The sequence below is a fragment of the Paraburkholderia sp. FW306-02-B genome (assembly GCF_058782725.1).
Genome location: NZ_JBYSXZ010000001.1, coordinates 1147939 through 1163315 on the forward strand (window position 1 = coordinate 1147939; position 15377 = coordinate 1163315).

Sequence of the window (15377 nt, forward strand, 5' to 3'; positions counted from 1 at the left end):
GAAATCGGTACCAGGGAGATTAGCGGGTGGATTGGGTCTCCTGCCGTGACGGGTAGCCTTGGTGGCTATTCTGAGCGTCATGCCGATCCCTCGCCGACCGGTTCTCCTCTGTGTTTTGAAGTAAAACTACTTTTAATGAACTTTGTTTTGCTACTTTGGTTACTAATTTATCAAAAATACACTTGGCTGGGAGAAGAAATTAGTACCTGTCCTGGCAGGTGTCTCCAAATTGCAATACGAATGTGCGCCATGAACTCTTGCGAGGTACCCAAAAAGACCGGAAACCCTTGTGCAACAAGGGAATCACGGTTCGGAGCGAACCACGTTAAGGATTGCCACTATTGACGCTTTAAATGCAGCGGAGTAAGGCGGAGAAGGCGGGAATTCGAGCGTACAGGCAGGCATTTTCGCGGCGCAAAAGGCCGGAATGCACAGGTGAGCGAAACAAAAAAGGCGCTTGTAAGCGCCTTGTAATGCTACTTCGACTACAGCCCAAATAGCGGGCCGTACAACGTCTCTATTTGAGGCTTCCGGAGAGGAACTGTTTGAGCCGTTCGCTCTTCGTGTTCCTGAACACTTCGTCGGGATGGCCTTCTTCCTCGACGCGGCCTTGATGCAGGAACATCACGTGATTCGACACGTTGCGTGCGAACGCCATCTCGTGTGTGACGACGATCATCGTGCGGCCTTCTTCGGCGAGCGTCTGCATGACCTTCAGCACTTCGCCGACCAGTTCGGGATCGAGCGCGGAAGTGGGTTCGTCGAATAGCATCACATCCGGATGCATGGCCAGGGCTCGCGCAATCGCCACGCGTTGTTGCTGGCCGCCCGACAGATGCGACGGGTACTGCTTCTCAAGACGCGGAGCGAGGCCCACTTTCTCCAGATACTGACGCGCGCGTTCTTCGGCTTCCTTGCGCTTCAGGCCCAGCACATTGATCGGCGCCTCGATGATGTTCTCGAGCACGTTCATGTGCGTCCACAAGTTGAAGTGCTGGAACACCATCGACAGCTTGGTGCGTACGCGCTGCAACTGCTTCGGATCGGACACGCGCAGCGCGCCGGCCTTGCCGATCTGCGTGCGCACTTCTTCGCCGTCGACGAAGATGCGTCCCGAGTTCGGCTGCTCGAGGAAGTTGATGCAGCGAAGCATCGTGCTCTTGCCCGAACCGGACGAGCCGATCACGCTGATCACGTCGCCGGCGTTGGCCTTCAGCGACACGCCCTTGAGGACTTCGTTGTCGCCGTACTGTTTGTGAAGCTCGTCGACGAAGAGCTTTTGCTTCCTGGTGTTCATCGGGATCCTTGGCGGGCTTACTTGCTTGGGGCTAGATGCCCTGGGTTACTTGCCTTGCGGCCGCAGGTAAGCGAGCCAGCGGCGCTCGGCGCGGCGGAATAGCCACACGAGCGCGAAAGAAATCAACAGATAGAGCAGGGCGGCGAGGCCGAACGCATTGAACGACTGATACGTGGCCGAGTTCACATCGCGGGCGATCTTGAGGATGTCCGGCACGGTCGCGGTGAAGGCGACGGTGGTGGCGTGCAGCATCAGGATCACTTCGTTGCTGTAGTACGGCAGCGCGCGGCGCAGCGCCGACGGCAGAATCACCCGCCGGTACAGCGTGAACGACGACATGCCGTAAGCGCGCGCCGCTTCGATCTCGCCGTACGGCGTCGCCTTGATCGCACCGGCGAAAATCTCGGTGGTGTACGCGCAGGTGTTCAGCGTGAACGCGAGCAGCGTGCAATGCATGCCGTCGCGGAAGAACGCATTGGTCAGCGCGTGATTGCGGATGATTTCGAGGCTGTACAAGCCGGTATAGCAGAGCAGCAATTGTACGTAGAGCGGTGTGCCGCGAAATATATATGTATACAGCCACACCAGGCCGGCGAGCCATTTCTTCTTCGAGACGCGCGCGACCGCGAGCGGGATCGACAGGCAGAAGCCGAGCCCGATCGACACCACCAGCAGCCATAGTGTGATCGCGAGGCCGGTGAAACGGTAGCCGTCGGTATAAAGATAGTTGCGCCAATATTCCTGAACGATCCCGATCATAGATCCGCCTTTCGCACGCCGGTCGAGTAACGCTTTTCGAGGTACATCAGCACGAAGTTCGACACTGTGGTGATGACGAGATAGATCGCCCCTGCGAACAGGGTGAAGAAGAAGAACCGCAGCGTGCCTTTGCCGGCATCCTGCGAGGCCTTGACGACGTCGGCGAGACCGATGATCGACACCAGCGCCGTGGCTTTCACCATCACCTGCCAGTTATTGCCGATGCCGGGCAGCGCGAAGCGCATCATCTGCGGGAACATCACGCGTGAGAACACCTGCCAGCCGGTCATGCCGTACGCCGCGCCGGCTTCGAGCTGGCCGCGCGGCACGGCGAGAAAGGCGCCGCGGAAGGTCTCGGTGAAGTACGCGCCGTAGATGAAGCCGAGCACCACGACGCCGGCCACGAACGGGTCGATGTCGATCTGGTCCCAGCCGAACAGGTCGGTCATGTTGTTCAGCCAGATCTGGATGCTATAGAACAGCAGCAGCATCAACACCAGATCGGGCACGCCGCGCACCAGTGTCGTGTAGACGGTGCCGACACTATATGAAACGCGGTTCTTCGACAGTTTCGCCGCCGCGCCGAGCAGGCCCAGTACGAAAGCGAACGCCAGCGACAACACCGCCAGTTTGACGGTTTGCCAGGTGCCGTTGAGAAGCAGCGGGCCGTAGCCTTGAAGGAACATATGGGGTCCTTGACGATGCGTGGGACGCACCGCGAAAGACGCGGCCAGCTATGCGCCGCGTTTGCCGCGAGCCTGAGCCCGCGGTTACCTGCGGCGCACAGCGCACCGCTGTGCAAATCATCACTGCATGGCCGTTGCCGGCCTTGCAGCGCGCGTTTCGATTCTCGTTTTGAAGCTGTTTTGAAGCTCGTTTGAATCTATTTTCGACTGTATTCCGAAGCCAGGGGAAAGCCCATGCGGGCGAGCCCCGAGTTTCGTGGGTGCTGCGTGTTGCTTCGTATTGAGGGGGGACTGCTCGGTGACTGGCTCAGTGCCCCGGATAGATGTCGAAGTCGAAGTACTGCTTGGCGAGCTTCCTGAACGTTCCGTCCTGGTGAACTTGCGCCAGCGCCTGATTGAACATTGCCTTCAGCTCGGCGTCGTCCTTGCGCAGACCGATGGCCGTGCCCTCACCGATCGTCTTCGGGTCCTTCACTTCCGGGCCGGCCCATGCGAAGCCCTTGCCGCGCGGCGTCTTCAGGAAACCGGCGTCGGCTTGCACTTCGTCTTGCAGGGCGGCGTCGAGGCGGCCTGACGCGAGGTCGGCGTACACCTGATCCTGATTCTGGTAGGGCACCACGGTCACGCCTTTGGGCTCCCAGTATGCTTTTGCGTAGGCTTCCTGAGTCGAGCCCTGCTCGACGCCGATGCGTTTGCCCTTCAATGATTCAACCGTCGGCAAGAGCGGCGATCCTGCCTTGGCGATCATGCGGGCCGGGGCGTCGAACAGCTTGTCGGAGAAGTCGATCTGTTCGCGGCGCTTGTCCGTGATGGTCAGCGACGACACGATCGCGTCGTACTTCCTGGCCTTCAACGCCGGGATGATGCTGTCGAGATCCTGCTCGACCCACACGCACTTGACGTTCATCTTCGCGCACAGCGCGCGGGTCAGATCGACGTCGAAGCCGATTACTTGCCCGCTGGCCGCCTTCGATTCGAACGGCGGGTAGCTGGCGTCCACCCCAATGCGCACGGTTTTCCATTCTTTCGCCATGGCGCCGGTGACCACGACGGCAAGCGCCACGCACAGTGCGAACTTCTTCATGTTTCTCCTGGATCAAACTGATCGTCGTGTGGTTCGATCTCGACGATCGCCGGCTTGTGGCCAGCCGTCGCTATTCTAGGCGGTCAAAATTGTCGCGCCGCTTATGGATGCTGCCACGGAGCTAGCGCCGGTTCGGTGCATCTTGAGGGACATGTGCGCGTGCTTGATGCCCGCGGCTGCCCCGTCGCAGCCCCGCATGCCGGGGCAGCCGGCAAGCCCGCGCGCCGACGTCGGCTCGAAAAGGGCGGTATTTTACCCGAACAGGGGCCGCGCGCCAGTGAGGAACCCATGGAGCGGCGGGTAGGTGGGCGGATGCGTTGTGCATGTGCGACGCCGTTGCCCGCCGCCTTGTCCGTTTTTGCCCGCTATGATCAGCCGTTGCCGGAAATGGGCTGGCGTCCGTATCTGGGGGGCGGCCATCCAGGGCAGGCCGACTGGAAGCCGGCTGTCCGGACGCCAGCAGCCAGTTGGCCGGGCCGCGCGCGGCACCACCGCTCGATTGCATGGATTTATGAAACGATCCGGTGCGTCCGCGCGGATTGTTTAGCGCGCGTCGCGCCCATACATTCTGGCCATCGCTATTTACCAACCGGGAGTACCCCATGATCGAGATTCGCCGTTCCGACGAGCGTGGCCATGCCAACCACGGCTGGCTCGACTCGTATCACAGCTTCTCGTTTGCCGACTACCGCGACCCGCAACACGTGCATTTCGGACCGCTGCGGGTCATCAATGAAGATCGCATCGCCGGCGGCCAGGGCTTCGGCACGCACGGCCATCGCGACATGGAGATCGTCACATACGTGCTCGACGGCGCGCTCGCGCACCGCGACAGCATGGGCAATGGCTCGACGATCCGTCACGGCGACGTGCAGCGGATGAGCGCCGGCACGGGCGTGATGCACAGCGAGTTCAATGCGTCGGCGAACGAGCCGGTGCACCTGTTGCAGATCTGGGTGATCCCGCAACGCGCGGGCGACCAGCCCGGCTACGAAGAAAAACGCTTTGACGACGCCGGCAAGCGCGGCCGTCTGCGCGTGGTCGCTTCGCCCGACGGCCGCGACGGTTCTGTGACGATTCACGCGGATGCATCGATCTACGCGGCGCTGATCGATGGGGCGGAGCAGGCTGAGTTGGCGTTGCCGAAGGGGCGGCTTGCATACGTGCATGTGGCGCGGGGCGCGCTGAGCGTGAACGGCGAAGCGCTCAATGCCGGCGACGCAGCAAAGCTCGTCGAGGCCGACAAGGTGACCCTCGACAAGGGCGATAACGCCGAAGTGCTGCTGTTCGATCTGGGGCCGCTTAACGGCTAAGCGGCTAAGCGGCTAAGTGGATAAACCGCCGAGCGGCTGAGCGTTCATGACCGATGGTTGAGGACGCAACTAGCGCATCGGCATCCACGCAGCGGGCTCAAACGAAAACGCCACGGAAAACTTTCCGTGGCGTTTTTTCATTCCGGCGGCGGCCTGCCAGGGCCGCCACCCGTAGCATGTGCCGCTTACTGACTGGCGGCCGACGCCGACGCTGCGCCCTTCCGATTTTCCCAGCGCTCGTGCATCTTTTCGTGACGCGCTTCCATCTTCGCAAAGCGCTGTTTCAGCGCGGTGCTGACGGTGGTCTTCTGCTGGTCGTTCAGGCCGTTATAAAACTTGAGCCATGCGTCCGTTGTTTGCTGACGCAGTTGTGCGTCCTTCTGCTCGACTTGCTGGTGCGCCGCGGCCATCGCGTTCAGGTCCAGAATGGGCTGCTGCTGCGCGGCCTTGAACTGGTTCTTCATCTGTTCATGATTGGCACGCATGGCCTCGTGGTTCTGCTTCATGGTGTCGAGCGCGGCTTGCCACTGCTTCTCCTGATCCGCGTTCAGCTTCAACTGGTCATGTAGTTGCGACAGTTCTTTCATGAAGTGGCCATGCCAGCCGCCGGGACCGCCGTGACCGTCATGAGCGGGTTGTACGGCATAGGCAGCGCCCGCGCCGATGGCGAGAGCAGTGGCGGCAACGGCGAGAATGCGCGACATTTTTTTGGTGGACATGTAAGGCTCCTTGTAATGGAATAGCCGACGATGCAACCGGCAACAAAGGACGGCCTGCATTCGGTAAGACACAGCGTAGAGAACTGCGCCCGGCGCTGTGTTACGCCGCCCGATGCCGCTATTACGAGCGATTACGTGCGCCTTTCACCGTAACACCCGGTAACCCTTCAGGGCAGTCCGGAAACGAAAACCCATCCTCTCGCGCGTTAAACTTCATCTCATGGCTACTCAAATACTTGTTGTCGACGACGACGTCGAATTGCGCGATCTGCTGCGCGACTATCTGGCCCGTCAGGGCATCGAGGTCTCGGTGCTGCACGACGCCGGCTCGCTCGAGCGGCGGCTCGAGCGCGAGCGCCCGGATCTGATCGTGCTCGATCTGATGATGCCCGGCGTCGACGGGCTGACCGCGCTGCGCAAGCTGCGCGCGTCCGGGGACGACATTCCCGTCATCATGCTCACCGCGCGTGCGGACGACGTCGACCGGATCGTCGGTCTGGAGCTCGGCGCGGACGACTACCTCGGCAAGCCGTTCAACCCGCGCGAGCTGCTGGCGCGCGTGCAGGCGGTGTTGCGGCGGCGCCGCACGCTGCCGTCGGCGGCGGCGCCGGAACAGCGCGAGCCGTTCAACTTCGGCCGCTTCACGCTGGATTTCCAGTCGCGCACGCTGCATCTCGAAGACAAGCCGCTCACGCTGTCGGGCAGCGAATTCGCGCTGCTGAAGATTTTCGTTAATCACCCCATGCGCACGCTCACGCGCGAGCGCCTGCTCGAACTGCTGCACGGTCCGGAATACGACGGCACCGACCGCGGCATCGACGTGCAGGTGTGGCGTTTGCGCCGCATCCTCGAAACCGATCCGTCCACGCCGCGCTTCATTCAAACGGTGCGCGGGCGCGGCTACGTGTTCGTGCCGGACGGCGAACAGCATGCGCCGTCCCATTGATTCGCTGTTCGGACGGCTGGCGCTGCTAGTCGTCGCGGTGCTGCTGCTGTCGCATTTCGCGTGGTACGCGCTGATGCGCCTCGAGCGCAGCCAGCTGCAAACGCGCTACGCGGTCGAGGAAGCCACTTTTCTCGTCGACGCGGTGCGCCAGCACGTCGCTCATACGCCGGACCAGCCGTTGCCATCGCGTGTGAGGCTGGTCGATCCGGCCAGTCCGGACGTGCCGGCGGACACCACAAACCTGCCGGCGTCGCTCACGCGTTTTGTCGAGGACGTGCGCGACCGCATGCCGTCCGGCACCCTGGTGCGGATCGGTCAGCCGGGCCATCCGCCCACGCTGTGGGTGCGCGCCACTGCGGACCGCAACTGGATCGTCGTGCCGGTGCAGCCGTTGCGCACACCCCGTTCGCTCGACCGTACCGTGCTGTGGCTCGCGATCATCTTTTCGTTCGCGGTGATGGCGGCGCTGTTTGCCGCATGGGCGTTGCAGCAGCCGTTGCGCTCGCTCGCTCAGGCGGTGGCGCGGTTCGGCCGCGGTCTGCCGGTGCCGCCGGTACCCGAGCGCGGTCCGCGCGAATTGCGTCAGTTGACGCATGGCTTCAACCAGATGGTTCAGGAAGTGGCGCGTACCGAAAACGACCGCGCCGTGATGCTGGCTGGCGTCGCGCACGACCTGAAAACGCCGCTTGCGCGTTTGCGGCTGCGCGCCGAGATGATGGATGAAGTGAAGATGCGCGACGGCGTGGTGCGCGACGTCGATTCGATGACGCATATCGTCGAGCAGTTTCTGGTGTTCGCCCATGACGGCGCCGATCGCAGCGAAGCAGTCGAAGTGGATGCGCAGTGCGAGCGCGTGGTGCGCAGCTATCGCGCGGTGGCGGCCGGTGCGCCCACCGTGCAGACCGAACTCAACGCAGGGCCGGGTTTCCTGCTGCCCGCGGCCACGCTCGACCGGATTCTGTCGAATCTGCTCGACAACGCACACGCTTACGGTGCGCCGCCGATCGTCGTCGCCACCGAGCGCACGCCTCAGGGCTTTACGCTGTCGGTGCGTGACAACGGCAGCGGTATCGCCGCGCAGGATCTGATCAACGCGAGCCGTCCGTTCGTGCGGCTCGATCCGGCGCGCGGCGGCAACGGCCATAGCGGTCTGGGGCTGGCGATCGTCGAGCGGCTGGTGCGGCGTGCGGGCGGCGAGTGGGAAATCGGCAACCACGAGGGCCGTGGCTTGCAGGTTTTGATGCGCTTTCCGTTCGATTTGGTGCCGCGCGTCGCGGCGGCGTCGGAAAGCGCCTGGTAGGTCAGGGGTGGGGGCGGCAGGCGCCTGGGCCCCCCTGCATATTCCAGAACGCGCGTTTGAGCGCGCCGCTAGTCTTCTGAAAACAGCGTGTTCAGCGCATTCGCCGCCTCGCTATCCACCGTATTCCACGTCACCGTTTCGGCTTCGAAGATGTAGTGCGTCGTGTATTTGCCGAGACGAGCGAGTATCTCTTCCTGAATCAGCTCCGGCGCGACATCCAGTTTCAGATACCACGCGGTCGACGACAGGCGTGTCTGAAATGCGCCATATTCGGCCAGCAGATGGTCGAACGCGTCAGCATCGTGATCGCGACAGACGATGACCAGATTTCCCTTCATGCGAATCTCCCGTTAGAGCGGTAGCGGCAACCTCAATATCAGGGTCGATGATACCTGCTTCGTCAGGGCGCACTGAAGGGCGGGTCTTGCGGGGTCTTGCGTTGCGTCATCGACTGGATTCGTCGATGCGTGCGTGGGTGCGTCCCGATGCGCGTCTATTTTTACCAGACGCTAGCCACCGTGCGGGCCGGCGGGGCGGTGTCGTCAGGCGGCAGGGCTTCAGTGCGGTCGCGGCCGCCGGTCTTCGCCGCGTACAACGCGAGGTCGGCGCGGCTCATGATCCGCTCGGGCAGATCGTCGGGCGAGAGTTCAGTGATGCCGATACTGACGCTCAGGCCTACCGCGGCAGGCAGTTTCGCCGAAGGAACCGCCTTCAGGCGCATGCGCAGCCGCTCGACCACCTCGCGGCCGCCGGCGAGGCCGGTGGCCGGCAGCAGCAAGCCGAATTCTTCGCCGCCGAGCCGGCCGACCGCATCGGCGCCGCGCAGTTCGGCGCGGCAAGTGTCGACGAAATGCTCGAGCGCGCGGTCGCCGGCGGCGTGGCCGAAGCGGTCATTGATCTGCTTGAAGTGATCGAGGTCGGCGATTGCCATGCACAGCGGCTCGTTGTTCGCATGCGCGCGTTCGATCTCGTGGTTCAGCAAGTCGAGGAAATAGCGCCGCGACAGCGCGCCGGTCAGCGCATCGTGGCGCGCCTCGGCCGACAGCAACGTATTGGCTGATTGCAATTGTTCAGCGAGGTCGCGCGTGGCGCGATGATGGCGCCGCTCGCGCACATACGACACAGTGATCACCCACGCCAGCGCGACCGTGCCTGCCAGCGTCAGAAATACCAGCAGATGATCGCGCTTGTGATTGCGCAGCAGTTCAGGCCAGGCCGCGAGCGGGTCGACCAGATGGGCCGACAGCCCCGAGTTCAGTCCACTACGCGCCTGGTACAGCGACGGCACGGGCCGCTCGGTCATGCCGAACAGTTGCGCGGCGATCGAGGTGGGCACCCACGGCGCCTGGTCGCGCACCTGTGGGGCGACCTGAATCCGGACATCGGGGAACGACTCGCGGTGATAGATGATCTGGCGTTCGGCCGCGCTCAGATGCTGGACCCGCGAGTCCGGCAGCGCATGGCCTTCGAGCGCGCTGTCGTGCGCCATGATGATGACGCCGTGTTCATCGGCAACGAAGGTGCCGGCATGCGCGACCCAGTGGCGCAACCGCGCGATCCCCACCTTGGCGACCACCGCCCCGACCAGCAAGCCGTCGGCGTACACCGGCGCCGCGATGAAGATGCCCGGCTCGCCGCTCACGCGGCCTACGCCGTAGGCCTCCGAGAACGCGCCAAGCAGCGCGTTCGTCAGGTAGCCGCGCGTGCGCATATCGGCGCCGACAAAGGAGCGCTCCGCAGCCAGCGGGTTGTGGACGGAGTTGCTCGATGCGACACATATGCCGTTGGCGTTGACGAGCCAGATCTGGTCGAGTCCGGAGAAGCCTTGCGCGTCATGCAGAAAGTCGCTGACAGCGGCCATCCGCGGGTCTTTTAGCAACGCGGCGCGCTGGGCGGGTTCCGCCGCTTCGCCGTTAGCGGCATAATTCTGCGATTGTGACAGCGCGTGCTGGACCACATCCATCTCGGCCATGGTTGCCGGAATGGCCCGCGACATCGAGAGGTCGCTGGCGATCACCTCGGCCATGTTGTCGACGATCGACGTGGACATTTGCCGCTGCACGCGCAAGGCCGCGTCCAGCTCTTGCTGTACCATCCGGTCCGCGACCATGCCGGCCACGAACCAGCAAACGAGCACGATCAGCACGAAGCTGATCGGTCCGGTTGCCTGGCGCAAGGTTGTCCTGTTCATCGACCCTCTAATCCGTCTGGCTGTGACATGCAACAAGCTGGTTCGTGGCAGCGCGCCGGCGCTGAATCGTCCCTGTGGAAACGGGCGGTGAGGTGCTGCTCAGGCTCGGGATAAATCGCGAACATGCGCGCCGTTTCCCGATTTTAACCGTCGTGGGGCCAGACGCCACCGTTATTGCGGGAATGCGAAGTACACCCGCATAGCCCATCAGGTTCTTAACGGCAGCGTGTCGGGTTTCTGAATGGTTCAGCGGGTTTTCCGGGTAGCCCGGAGCGCGCCGGATGGATCCGCGACCGGGTCTGGGTGTCGCTGGCGCGCGACGGTAAATGATTGCGGTATGGCTTGCCAGTGATGAATCGAGGGCCCTTGCTGGATGCTTGCCGCTATTTACTGGGAAAGGTTGTGCCTGAAACATAGGATGGTGTAGTGTCGTGCCGTCCAAAACAAGGAGAGCTCGCCAGCCTACGGGCGGCGCCTGCGGCGACAGAGGAGTCCGGCTTCGCGGTAACGGTCCAGGGCATGCCCGAAGACGTGTCCGCCACCGGTCTACGTGTCTCCAACGCTAACGATTTACCGCGCACACGCGTTTTGCCATGCCTGATTTCCGCTTTCCGGACCGATCTTCAGACCGCCGCGCCGAAGCCTCGGCCTCCTTTATGCACTCGAATGCTTGTCACAATGGGGAGAGCGCCTGATGGATTTCAGTTTCGACCTGAAACGCACCGCCAATGCATCTGCGTGGCGATTGCTGCCCAACGGCTGGGACTTCGTCGCCTTCCCGTTGATCATCTGCGTGATCGCGATGGCCGCCATCGGCTTTCATCAGACGCTAGCGCCGATGTCGACGCTGAAGGCCCAGGTCATCTCGCTCGACCCGACGAACCTGCCTGAATACGCGATGCGCACCACGCTGCGCATGCTTGCGGCGATGGTGGCGTCGCTGACCTTCACGCTTGTTTACGGCACGCTCGCCGCGAAGAGCCGCCGTGCGGGCCTCGTGCTGGTGCCGATTCTCGACATCCTGCAGTCGGTGCCGGTGCTGGGCTACATTTCGTTTACGGTCACGTTCTTCCTCGCGTTGTTCCCGGGGCGCGTGCTGGGCGCGGAGCTCGCGGCGATCTTCGCGATCTTCACGAGCCAGGCGTGGAACATGACCTTCAGCTTCTATCAGTCGCTGCGCACGGTGCCGCGCGACCTGGATGAAGTCTCGCGCGGCTTCCATCTGACCGGATGGCAGCGCTTCTGGAAGCTCGAAGTGCCGTTCTCGATGCCCGGCCTCATCTGGAACATGATGATGTCGATGTCGGGCGGCTGGTTCTTCGTGGTGGCTTCCGAAGCCATCACGGTGGGCAACAATACGATCACGCTGCCGGGGATCGGCGCGTTTCTGGCGCAGGCGATCTCCGAGAAGAACATGCACGCGATCGGCTGGGTGATTCTGGCGATGACGGTCGTGATTCTGGCCTACGACCAGTTCCTGTTCCGTCCGCTCGTCGCGTGGGCCGACAAATTCCGCATGGAAACGACCAGCTCCGGCAATGCACCGGAGTCGTGGCTGCTCGACCTGATCCGCCGTACCCGCCTGATTCACCGCCTGCTCGTGCCGATCGGCTGGATCTTCGCGAATGCCGCGCGCGTGCCGATGCGCGTGCCGTCATTCGACCGCGTTCGCTTCGCGATTCCGCAGCGCCAGAAATCGTCGCGCGTGGGCGACATCGTCTGGGGGATTCTGGTGATCCTGCTGACCGTTTATGTCGTCTATCGCGTCGTGGCTTATGTACGCACCGGCGTGACGCTCGACGAAGTGGGACACGTGTTCGTGCTGGGTCTCATCACGCTACTGCGCGTGGCGCTGCTGATTGCAATCTCGTCGCTGATCTGGGTGCCGCTCGGCGTGCTGATCGGGCTGCGTCCGGCGCTCGCCGAAAAGATCCAGCCGCTCGCGCAGTTTCTGGCGGCGTTCCCGGCCAACCTGCTGTTTCCCGTGTTCGTGATCGTGATCGTACGCTTTCACCTGAACCCGGACATCTGGCTGTCGCCGCTGATCGTGCTCGGTACCCAGTGGTATATCCTGTTCAATGTGATTGCCGGCGCCAGTTCTTATCCGAACGACTACCGCGAAGCAGCTACCAACTTCGGCATCCGCGGCTGGCAGTGGTGGCGCAGAGTGATGCTGCCAGGCATCTTCCCGTACTACGTGACGGGCGCGATTACCGCGTCCGGTGGCGCCTGGAACGCGAGTATCGTCTCCGAGTTCGTTCAGTGGGGCGATACCAAAGTCGTCGCACACGGTCTGGGCTCGTACATCGCGCAGACTACCGCCGCGGGCGACTTTCCGAAGATCATTCTCGGCATTGCCGTGATGTCCCTGTTTGTGACCTTGTTCAACCGCCTGCTGTGGCGTCCGATGTACGCCTATGCCGAGGCCAGGCTTCGGCTCGATTGACAGTAAATTTAAGGCAAAACGCGATGCAAAATCCTAAAGCTGCCGTAACCGCCGCGCCGGTCCAGACGCCGCCGATGCCTCCGCGCCTGGGCGAAGAGATTCTGTGCGTCAAGGACGTGTGCAGAGGGTTCAACAAGACTCAAGGTGAGTTGCTCGTTCTCGACGATGTGAACCTGTCGCTGCGCGAAGGAGAGATCGTCGGCATGCTGGGCCGTTCGGGCTCCGGCAAGTCGACACTGTTGCGTATCATCGCCGGCCTGATCGAGCCGACCGATGGCGAAGTGACGTATATGAGCAAGCCGCTCGACGGCCCGGCGAAGGGCGTCGCGATGGTGTTCCAGACCTTCGCGCTGTTCCCGTGGCTGACCGTGCTGCAGAACGTGGAAGCGGGCCTCGAAGCGCAAGGCGTGGGTGCGCGCGAGCGCCGCGAACGCGCGCTGGCCGCGATCGACCTGATCGGTCTCGACGGTTTTGAGAATGCTTATCCGCGCGAGTTGTCGGGCGGCATGCGTCAGCGCGTCGGCTTTGCACGCGCGCTGGTGGTCGATCCGACGCTGCTGCTGATGGACGAGCCGTTTTCCGCCCTCGACGTGCTGACCGCCGAAACGCTGCGTACCGACTTGCTCGACCTGTGGACACAAGGCCGCATGCCGATCAAATCGGTGCTGATCGTCACGCACAACATCGAGGAAGCGGTATTCATGTGCGACCGCATTCTGGTGCTGTCGTCGAATCCGGGCCGCGTGATCGCCGAGATCAAGGTGCCGTTCAAGCATCCGCGCAACCGGCTGGATCCGGCGTTCCGCCGTCTGGTCGACGAGATCTACGCAAAGATGACCGCGCGCCAGACCGACGAAGCGACCAAGAAGGGCCTCGAACTCGGCAGCTGGCTGCCGCACGTGTCGACCAACCTGATGGCCGGTCTGATCGAGACGCTGGCCGCCGCGCCGTACCACGGCCGCGCGGACATGCCGGAAATCGCCCGCTCGCTGCATCTGGAGGTGGACGATCTGTTCCCGGTTGCCGAAGTGCTGCAGCATCTGGGCTTCGCCGACGTGCGTGAAGGCGACATTTTCCTGACGCCGCCGGCGCGCGTGTTCGCCGAGTTCGGCACGCAGGAACGCAAAATGATGTTCGCCGAGCATCTGCTGCGGCACGTGCCGCTGGCGGCGCGGATCAAGAAGGTCTTGAACGAACGGCCGGGGCATCGCGCGCCGCGGGTGCGCTTCGAGCAGGAACTGGAGGATTTTCTGTCAGACAGCGCCGCGGAAGAGACGCTCGACGCGGTGATCAACTGGGGCCGTTATGGCGAGATCTTCTCGTACAACGACCAGACCGAAATTTTCAGTTTGGAAGACGTGGAGTCTTAAGCGCGGTCGAGACGACTAAGAAGCTTCATGCAAAAAAGCGGCAGGGGAGACCCTGCCGCTTTTTTATTGCAGATTGCCCCAGCGTTCGACCGCCGGTTCCGCGGACGCCCACTTCCAGCCTTTGTCCTGCTGGCACGCGCTGCCGGTGTACCAGTCTTCGTGCGCGTTCGGGCCGTCGCCGTCCTGGACTGAAAACACGAATTCCTTGCACAGCGTCAGCGCCGAACCGAACGCGCGCGTCACGCGCACCTTGCCGTGACCGTTCTCGATCGGCAGCGTGTGCTTGACCGCCCAGGGCCGCGTCTCGCCGACCGGCATTGCGCCTGCTAACGCGGCGATCAGGTTCTGCTGATCGGTGTGCATGTTGCGCATATAGCGGCCGATGGCTTCGTCGGTCGCCGCCTGCACGGCGATGCCGACGCCGATGCCCACGGCCGGATTGGTGGTCACGAGACCCGACGCGACGCCGGCCGCCGCGCCGCTCGCCGCACCGACCGACGAGCAGCCGCTCGTCAGCAGGCTGGCGCCGGCACAGAGTGCGCCGGCCAAAACGAGCCGCAGCCGGTTGCTGGAAAGCGCAGGCGGGACTAAGCGGGGAACAGAGCGAGCGACAAAGCGCGAAACCAATCGCCCCTTCATTGGAGCGCGCCCCAGCGTTCGGTGGCAGGTTCGGCCGACGCCCATTTCCAGTTGTCGCCGTCGCGGCAGATCGAGGCGACATAGAACGCGCTGCTCGCGGGCACATTTTTGGTGGCGGTCTGATCGACCGAGAAGACGATTTCCTTGCAGTCGAGCGCGCCGCTGCTGATCGTGCGGCTGACGGTGACTCGGCCATGTTCGTCGTCTTCGATCGGCATCGAGTGGGTCACGCTCCACGGCGCGATTGCGCCGACTTCGAGCGGTCCGGCGATCCTGGCGATACCGTCCTGCGTATTCTTGTGGACCACGCGCTCCGAATACTGCACCCCGGCGCGGGCCGCGGCCACCGCGCCGAGACCGATGCCGGTGGCGACCGCTGCATTGTTGGTGACCTTCGCCGCGAGCGCGGCGCCTGCGATACCGGCGCTGGCGGTGGCGCCTTCCGAGTAGAGCGAACCACAACCGCTCAACGCCGACGAGATCGCAACCGCCAACGCGACAAACGCTGTTGCATTGAAGCGTCCGCGTTTGGCCGTTGGTTTTTCTCGTGCGGCCCACACCATACTTTTTTGCATTTCTCTATCTCTGTTTCTGCATGTGCCTTTCATTCACGCTCAAAGCGAGGTT

General features: G+C 63.0%; 14 protein-coding genes. 5 read left to right on the forward strand and 9 right to left on the reverse strand.

Features of this window, described 5'->3' with window-relative positions:
* Positions 1-517 precede the first annotated feature (517 nt).
* The 4 genes from AC3WOG_RS05000 to AC3WOG_RS05015 all read right to left on the reverse strand — a co-directional run bounded on the left by AC3WOG_RS05000 (position 518) and on the right by AC3WOG_RS05015 (position 3826).
* On the reverse strand, positions 518-1297 hold the full coding sequence (locus AC3WOG_RS05000) for an ABC transporter ATP-binding protein (protein WP_492576953.1): 780 nt from the start codon (positions 1295-1297) through the stop codon (positions 518-520).
* A 45-nt stretch (positions 1298-1342) separates the two neighbouring features.
* Positions 1343-2056 carry an ABC transporter permease gene (locus tag AC3WOG_RS05005; protein WP_492576954.1) on the reverse strand — a complete coding sequence of 238 codons (714 nt, stop codon included), beginning with the start codon at positions 2054-2056 and terminating at the stop codon, positions 1343-1345.
* Positions 2053-2742, reverse strand: coding sequence for an ABC transporter permease (locus AC3WOG_RS05010; RefSeq protein ID WP_492576955.1), 690 nt, complete (start codon positions 2740-2742; stop codon positions 2053-2055). Before AC3WOG_RS05010 ends, AC3WOG_RS05005 begins: the two co-directional genes overlap by 4 nt.
* A 307-nt stretch (positions 2743-3049) precedes the next feature.
* Positions 3050-3826 carry an ABC transporter substrate-binding protein gene (locus tag AC3WOG_RS05015; RefSeq protein WP_492576956.1) on the reverse strand — a complete coding sequence of 259 codons (777 nt, stop codon included), beginning with the start codon at positions 3824-3826 and terminating at the stop codon, positions 3050-3052.
* A gap of 602 nt (positions 3827-4428) precedes the next feature.
* Here AC3WOG_RS05015 and AC3WOG_RS05020 point away from each other — a divergent pair.
* Positions 4429-5139, forward strand: a complete 711-nt coding sequence (locus AC3WOG_RS05020) for a pirin family protein (protein ID WP_492576957.1) — start codon at positions 4429-4431, stop codon at positions 5137-5139.
* A 185-nt stretch (positions 5140-5324) separates the two neighbouring features.
* Here AC3WOG_RS05020 and AC3WOG_RS05025 read toward each other — a convergent pair whose 3' ends face one another.
* Entirely contained in the window at positions 5325-5858 is a 534-nt protein-coding gene (locus AC3WOG_RS05025) for a Spy/CpxP family protein refolding chaperone (protein WP_492576958.1), read from the reverse strand.
* Between the two features lie 220 nt (positions 5859-6078).
* Here AC3WOG_RS05025 and AC3WOG_RS05030 point away from each other — a divergent pair, with 220 nt between their 5' ends.
* Both AC3WOG_RS05030 and AC3WOG_RS05035 read left to right on the forward strand, forming a co-directional pair.
* Positions 6079-6804 (forward strand): response regulator, encoded by a 726-nt coding sequence (locus AC3WOG_RS05030; RefSeq protein WP_091796232.1) that lies wholly within the window; start codon positions 6079-6081, stop codon positions 6802-6804.
* Positions 6788-8104, forward strand: coding sequence for an ATP-binding protein (locus AC3WOG_RS05035; RefSeq protein ID WP_492576959.1), 1317 nt, complete (start codon positions 6788-6790; stop codon positions 8102-8104). Before AC3WOG_RS05030 ends, AC3WOG_RS05035 begins: the two co-directional genes overlap by 17 nt.
* Before the next feature lie 68 nt (positions 8105-8172).
* Here AC3WOG_RS05035 and AC3WOG_RS05040 read toward each other — a convergent pair whose 3' ends face one another.
* Together AC3WOG_RS05040 and AC3WOG_RS05045 are read right to left on the reverse strand one after the other, a co-directional pair.
* Positions 8173-8442 (reverse strand): double-stranded DNA-specific endonuclease, encoded by a 270-nt coding sequence (locus AC3WOG_RS05040; protein ID WP_341312871.1) that lies wholly within the window; start codon positions 8440-8442, stop codon positions 8173-8175.
* A gap of 161 nt (positions 8443-8603) precedes the next feature.
* Entirely contained in the window at positions 8604-10295 is a 1692-nt protein-coding gene (locus AC3WOG_RS05045; protein ID WP_492576960.1) for a sensor domain-containing diguanylate cyclase, read from the reverse strand.
* Between the two features lie 694 nt (positions 10296-10989).
* On the opposite strand from AC3WOG_RS05045, the gene AC3WOG_RS05050 reads away from it, so the two are divergent.
* Together AC3WOG_RS05050 and AC3WOG_RS05055 are read left to right on the forward strand one after the other, a co-directional pair.
* Entirely contained in the window at positions 10990-12741 is a 1752-nt protein-coding gene (locus tag AC3WOG_RS05050; protein WP_492576961.1) for an ABC transporter permease, read from the forward strand.
* Positions 12742-12764: 23 nt separating this feature from the next.
* Positions 12765-14111, forward strand: coding sequence for an ABC transporter ATP-binding protein (locus AC3WOG_RS05055; protein WP_492576962.1), 1347 nt, complete (start codon positions 12765-12767; stop codon positions 14109-14111).
* 63 nt (positions 14112-14174) lie between these two features.
* Here AC3WOG_RS05055 and AC3WOG_RS05060 read toward each other — a convergent pair whose 3' ends face one another.
* Positions 14175-14750 (reverse strand): hypothetical protein, encoded by a 576-nt coding sequence (locus tag AC3WOG_RS05060; protein WP_492576963.1) that lies wholly within the window; start codon positions 14748-14750, stop codon positions 14175-14177.
* Positions 14747-15325 carry a hypothetical protein gene (locus tag AC3WOG_RS05065; RefSeq protein WP_492576965.1) on the reverse strand — a complete coding sequence of 193 codons (579 nt, stop codon included), beginning with the start codon at positions 15323-15325 and terminating at the stop codon, positions 14747-14749. The genes AC3WOG_RS05060 and AC3WOG_RS05065 overlap by 4 nt, the downstream gene beginning before the upstream one ends.
* Between the last annotated feature and the right edge of the window lie 52 nt (positions 15326-15377).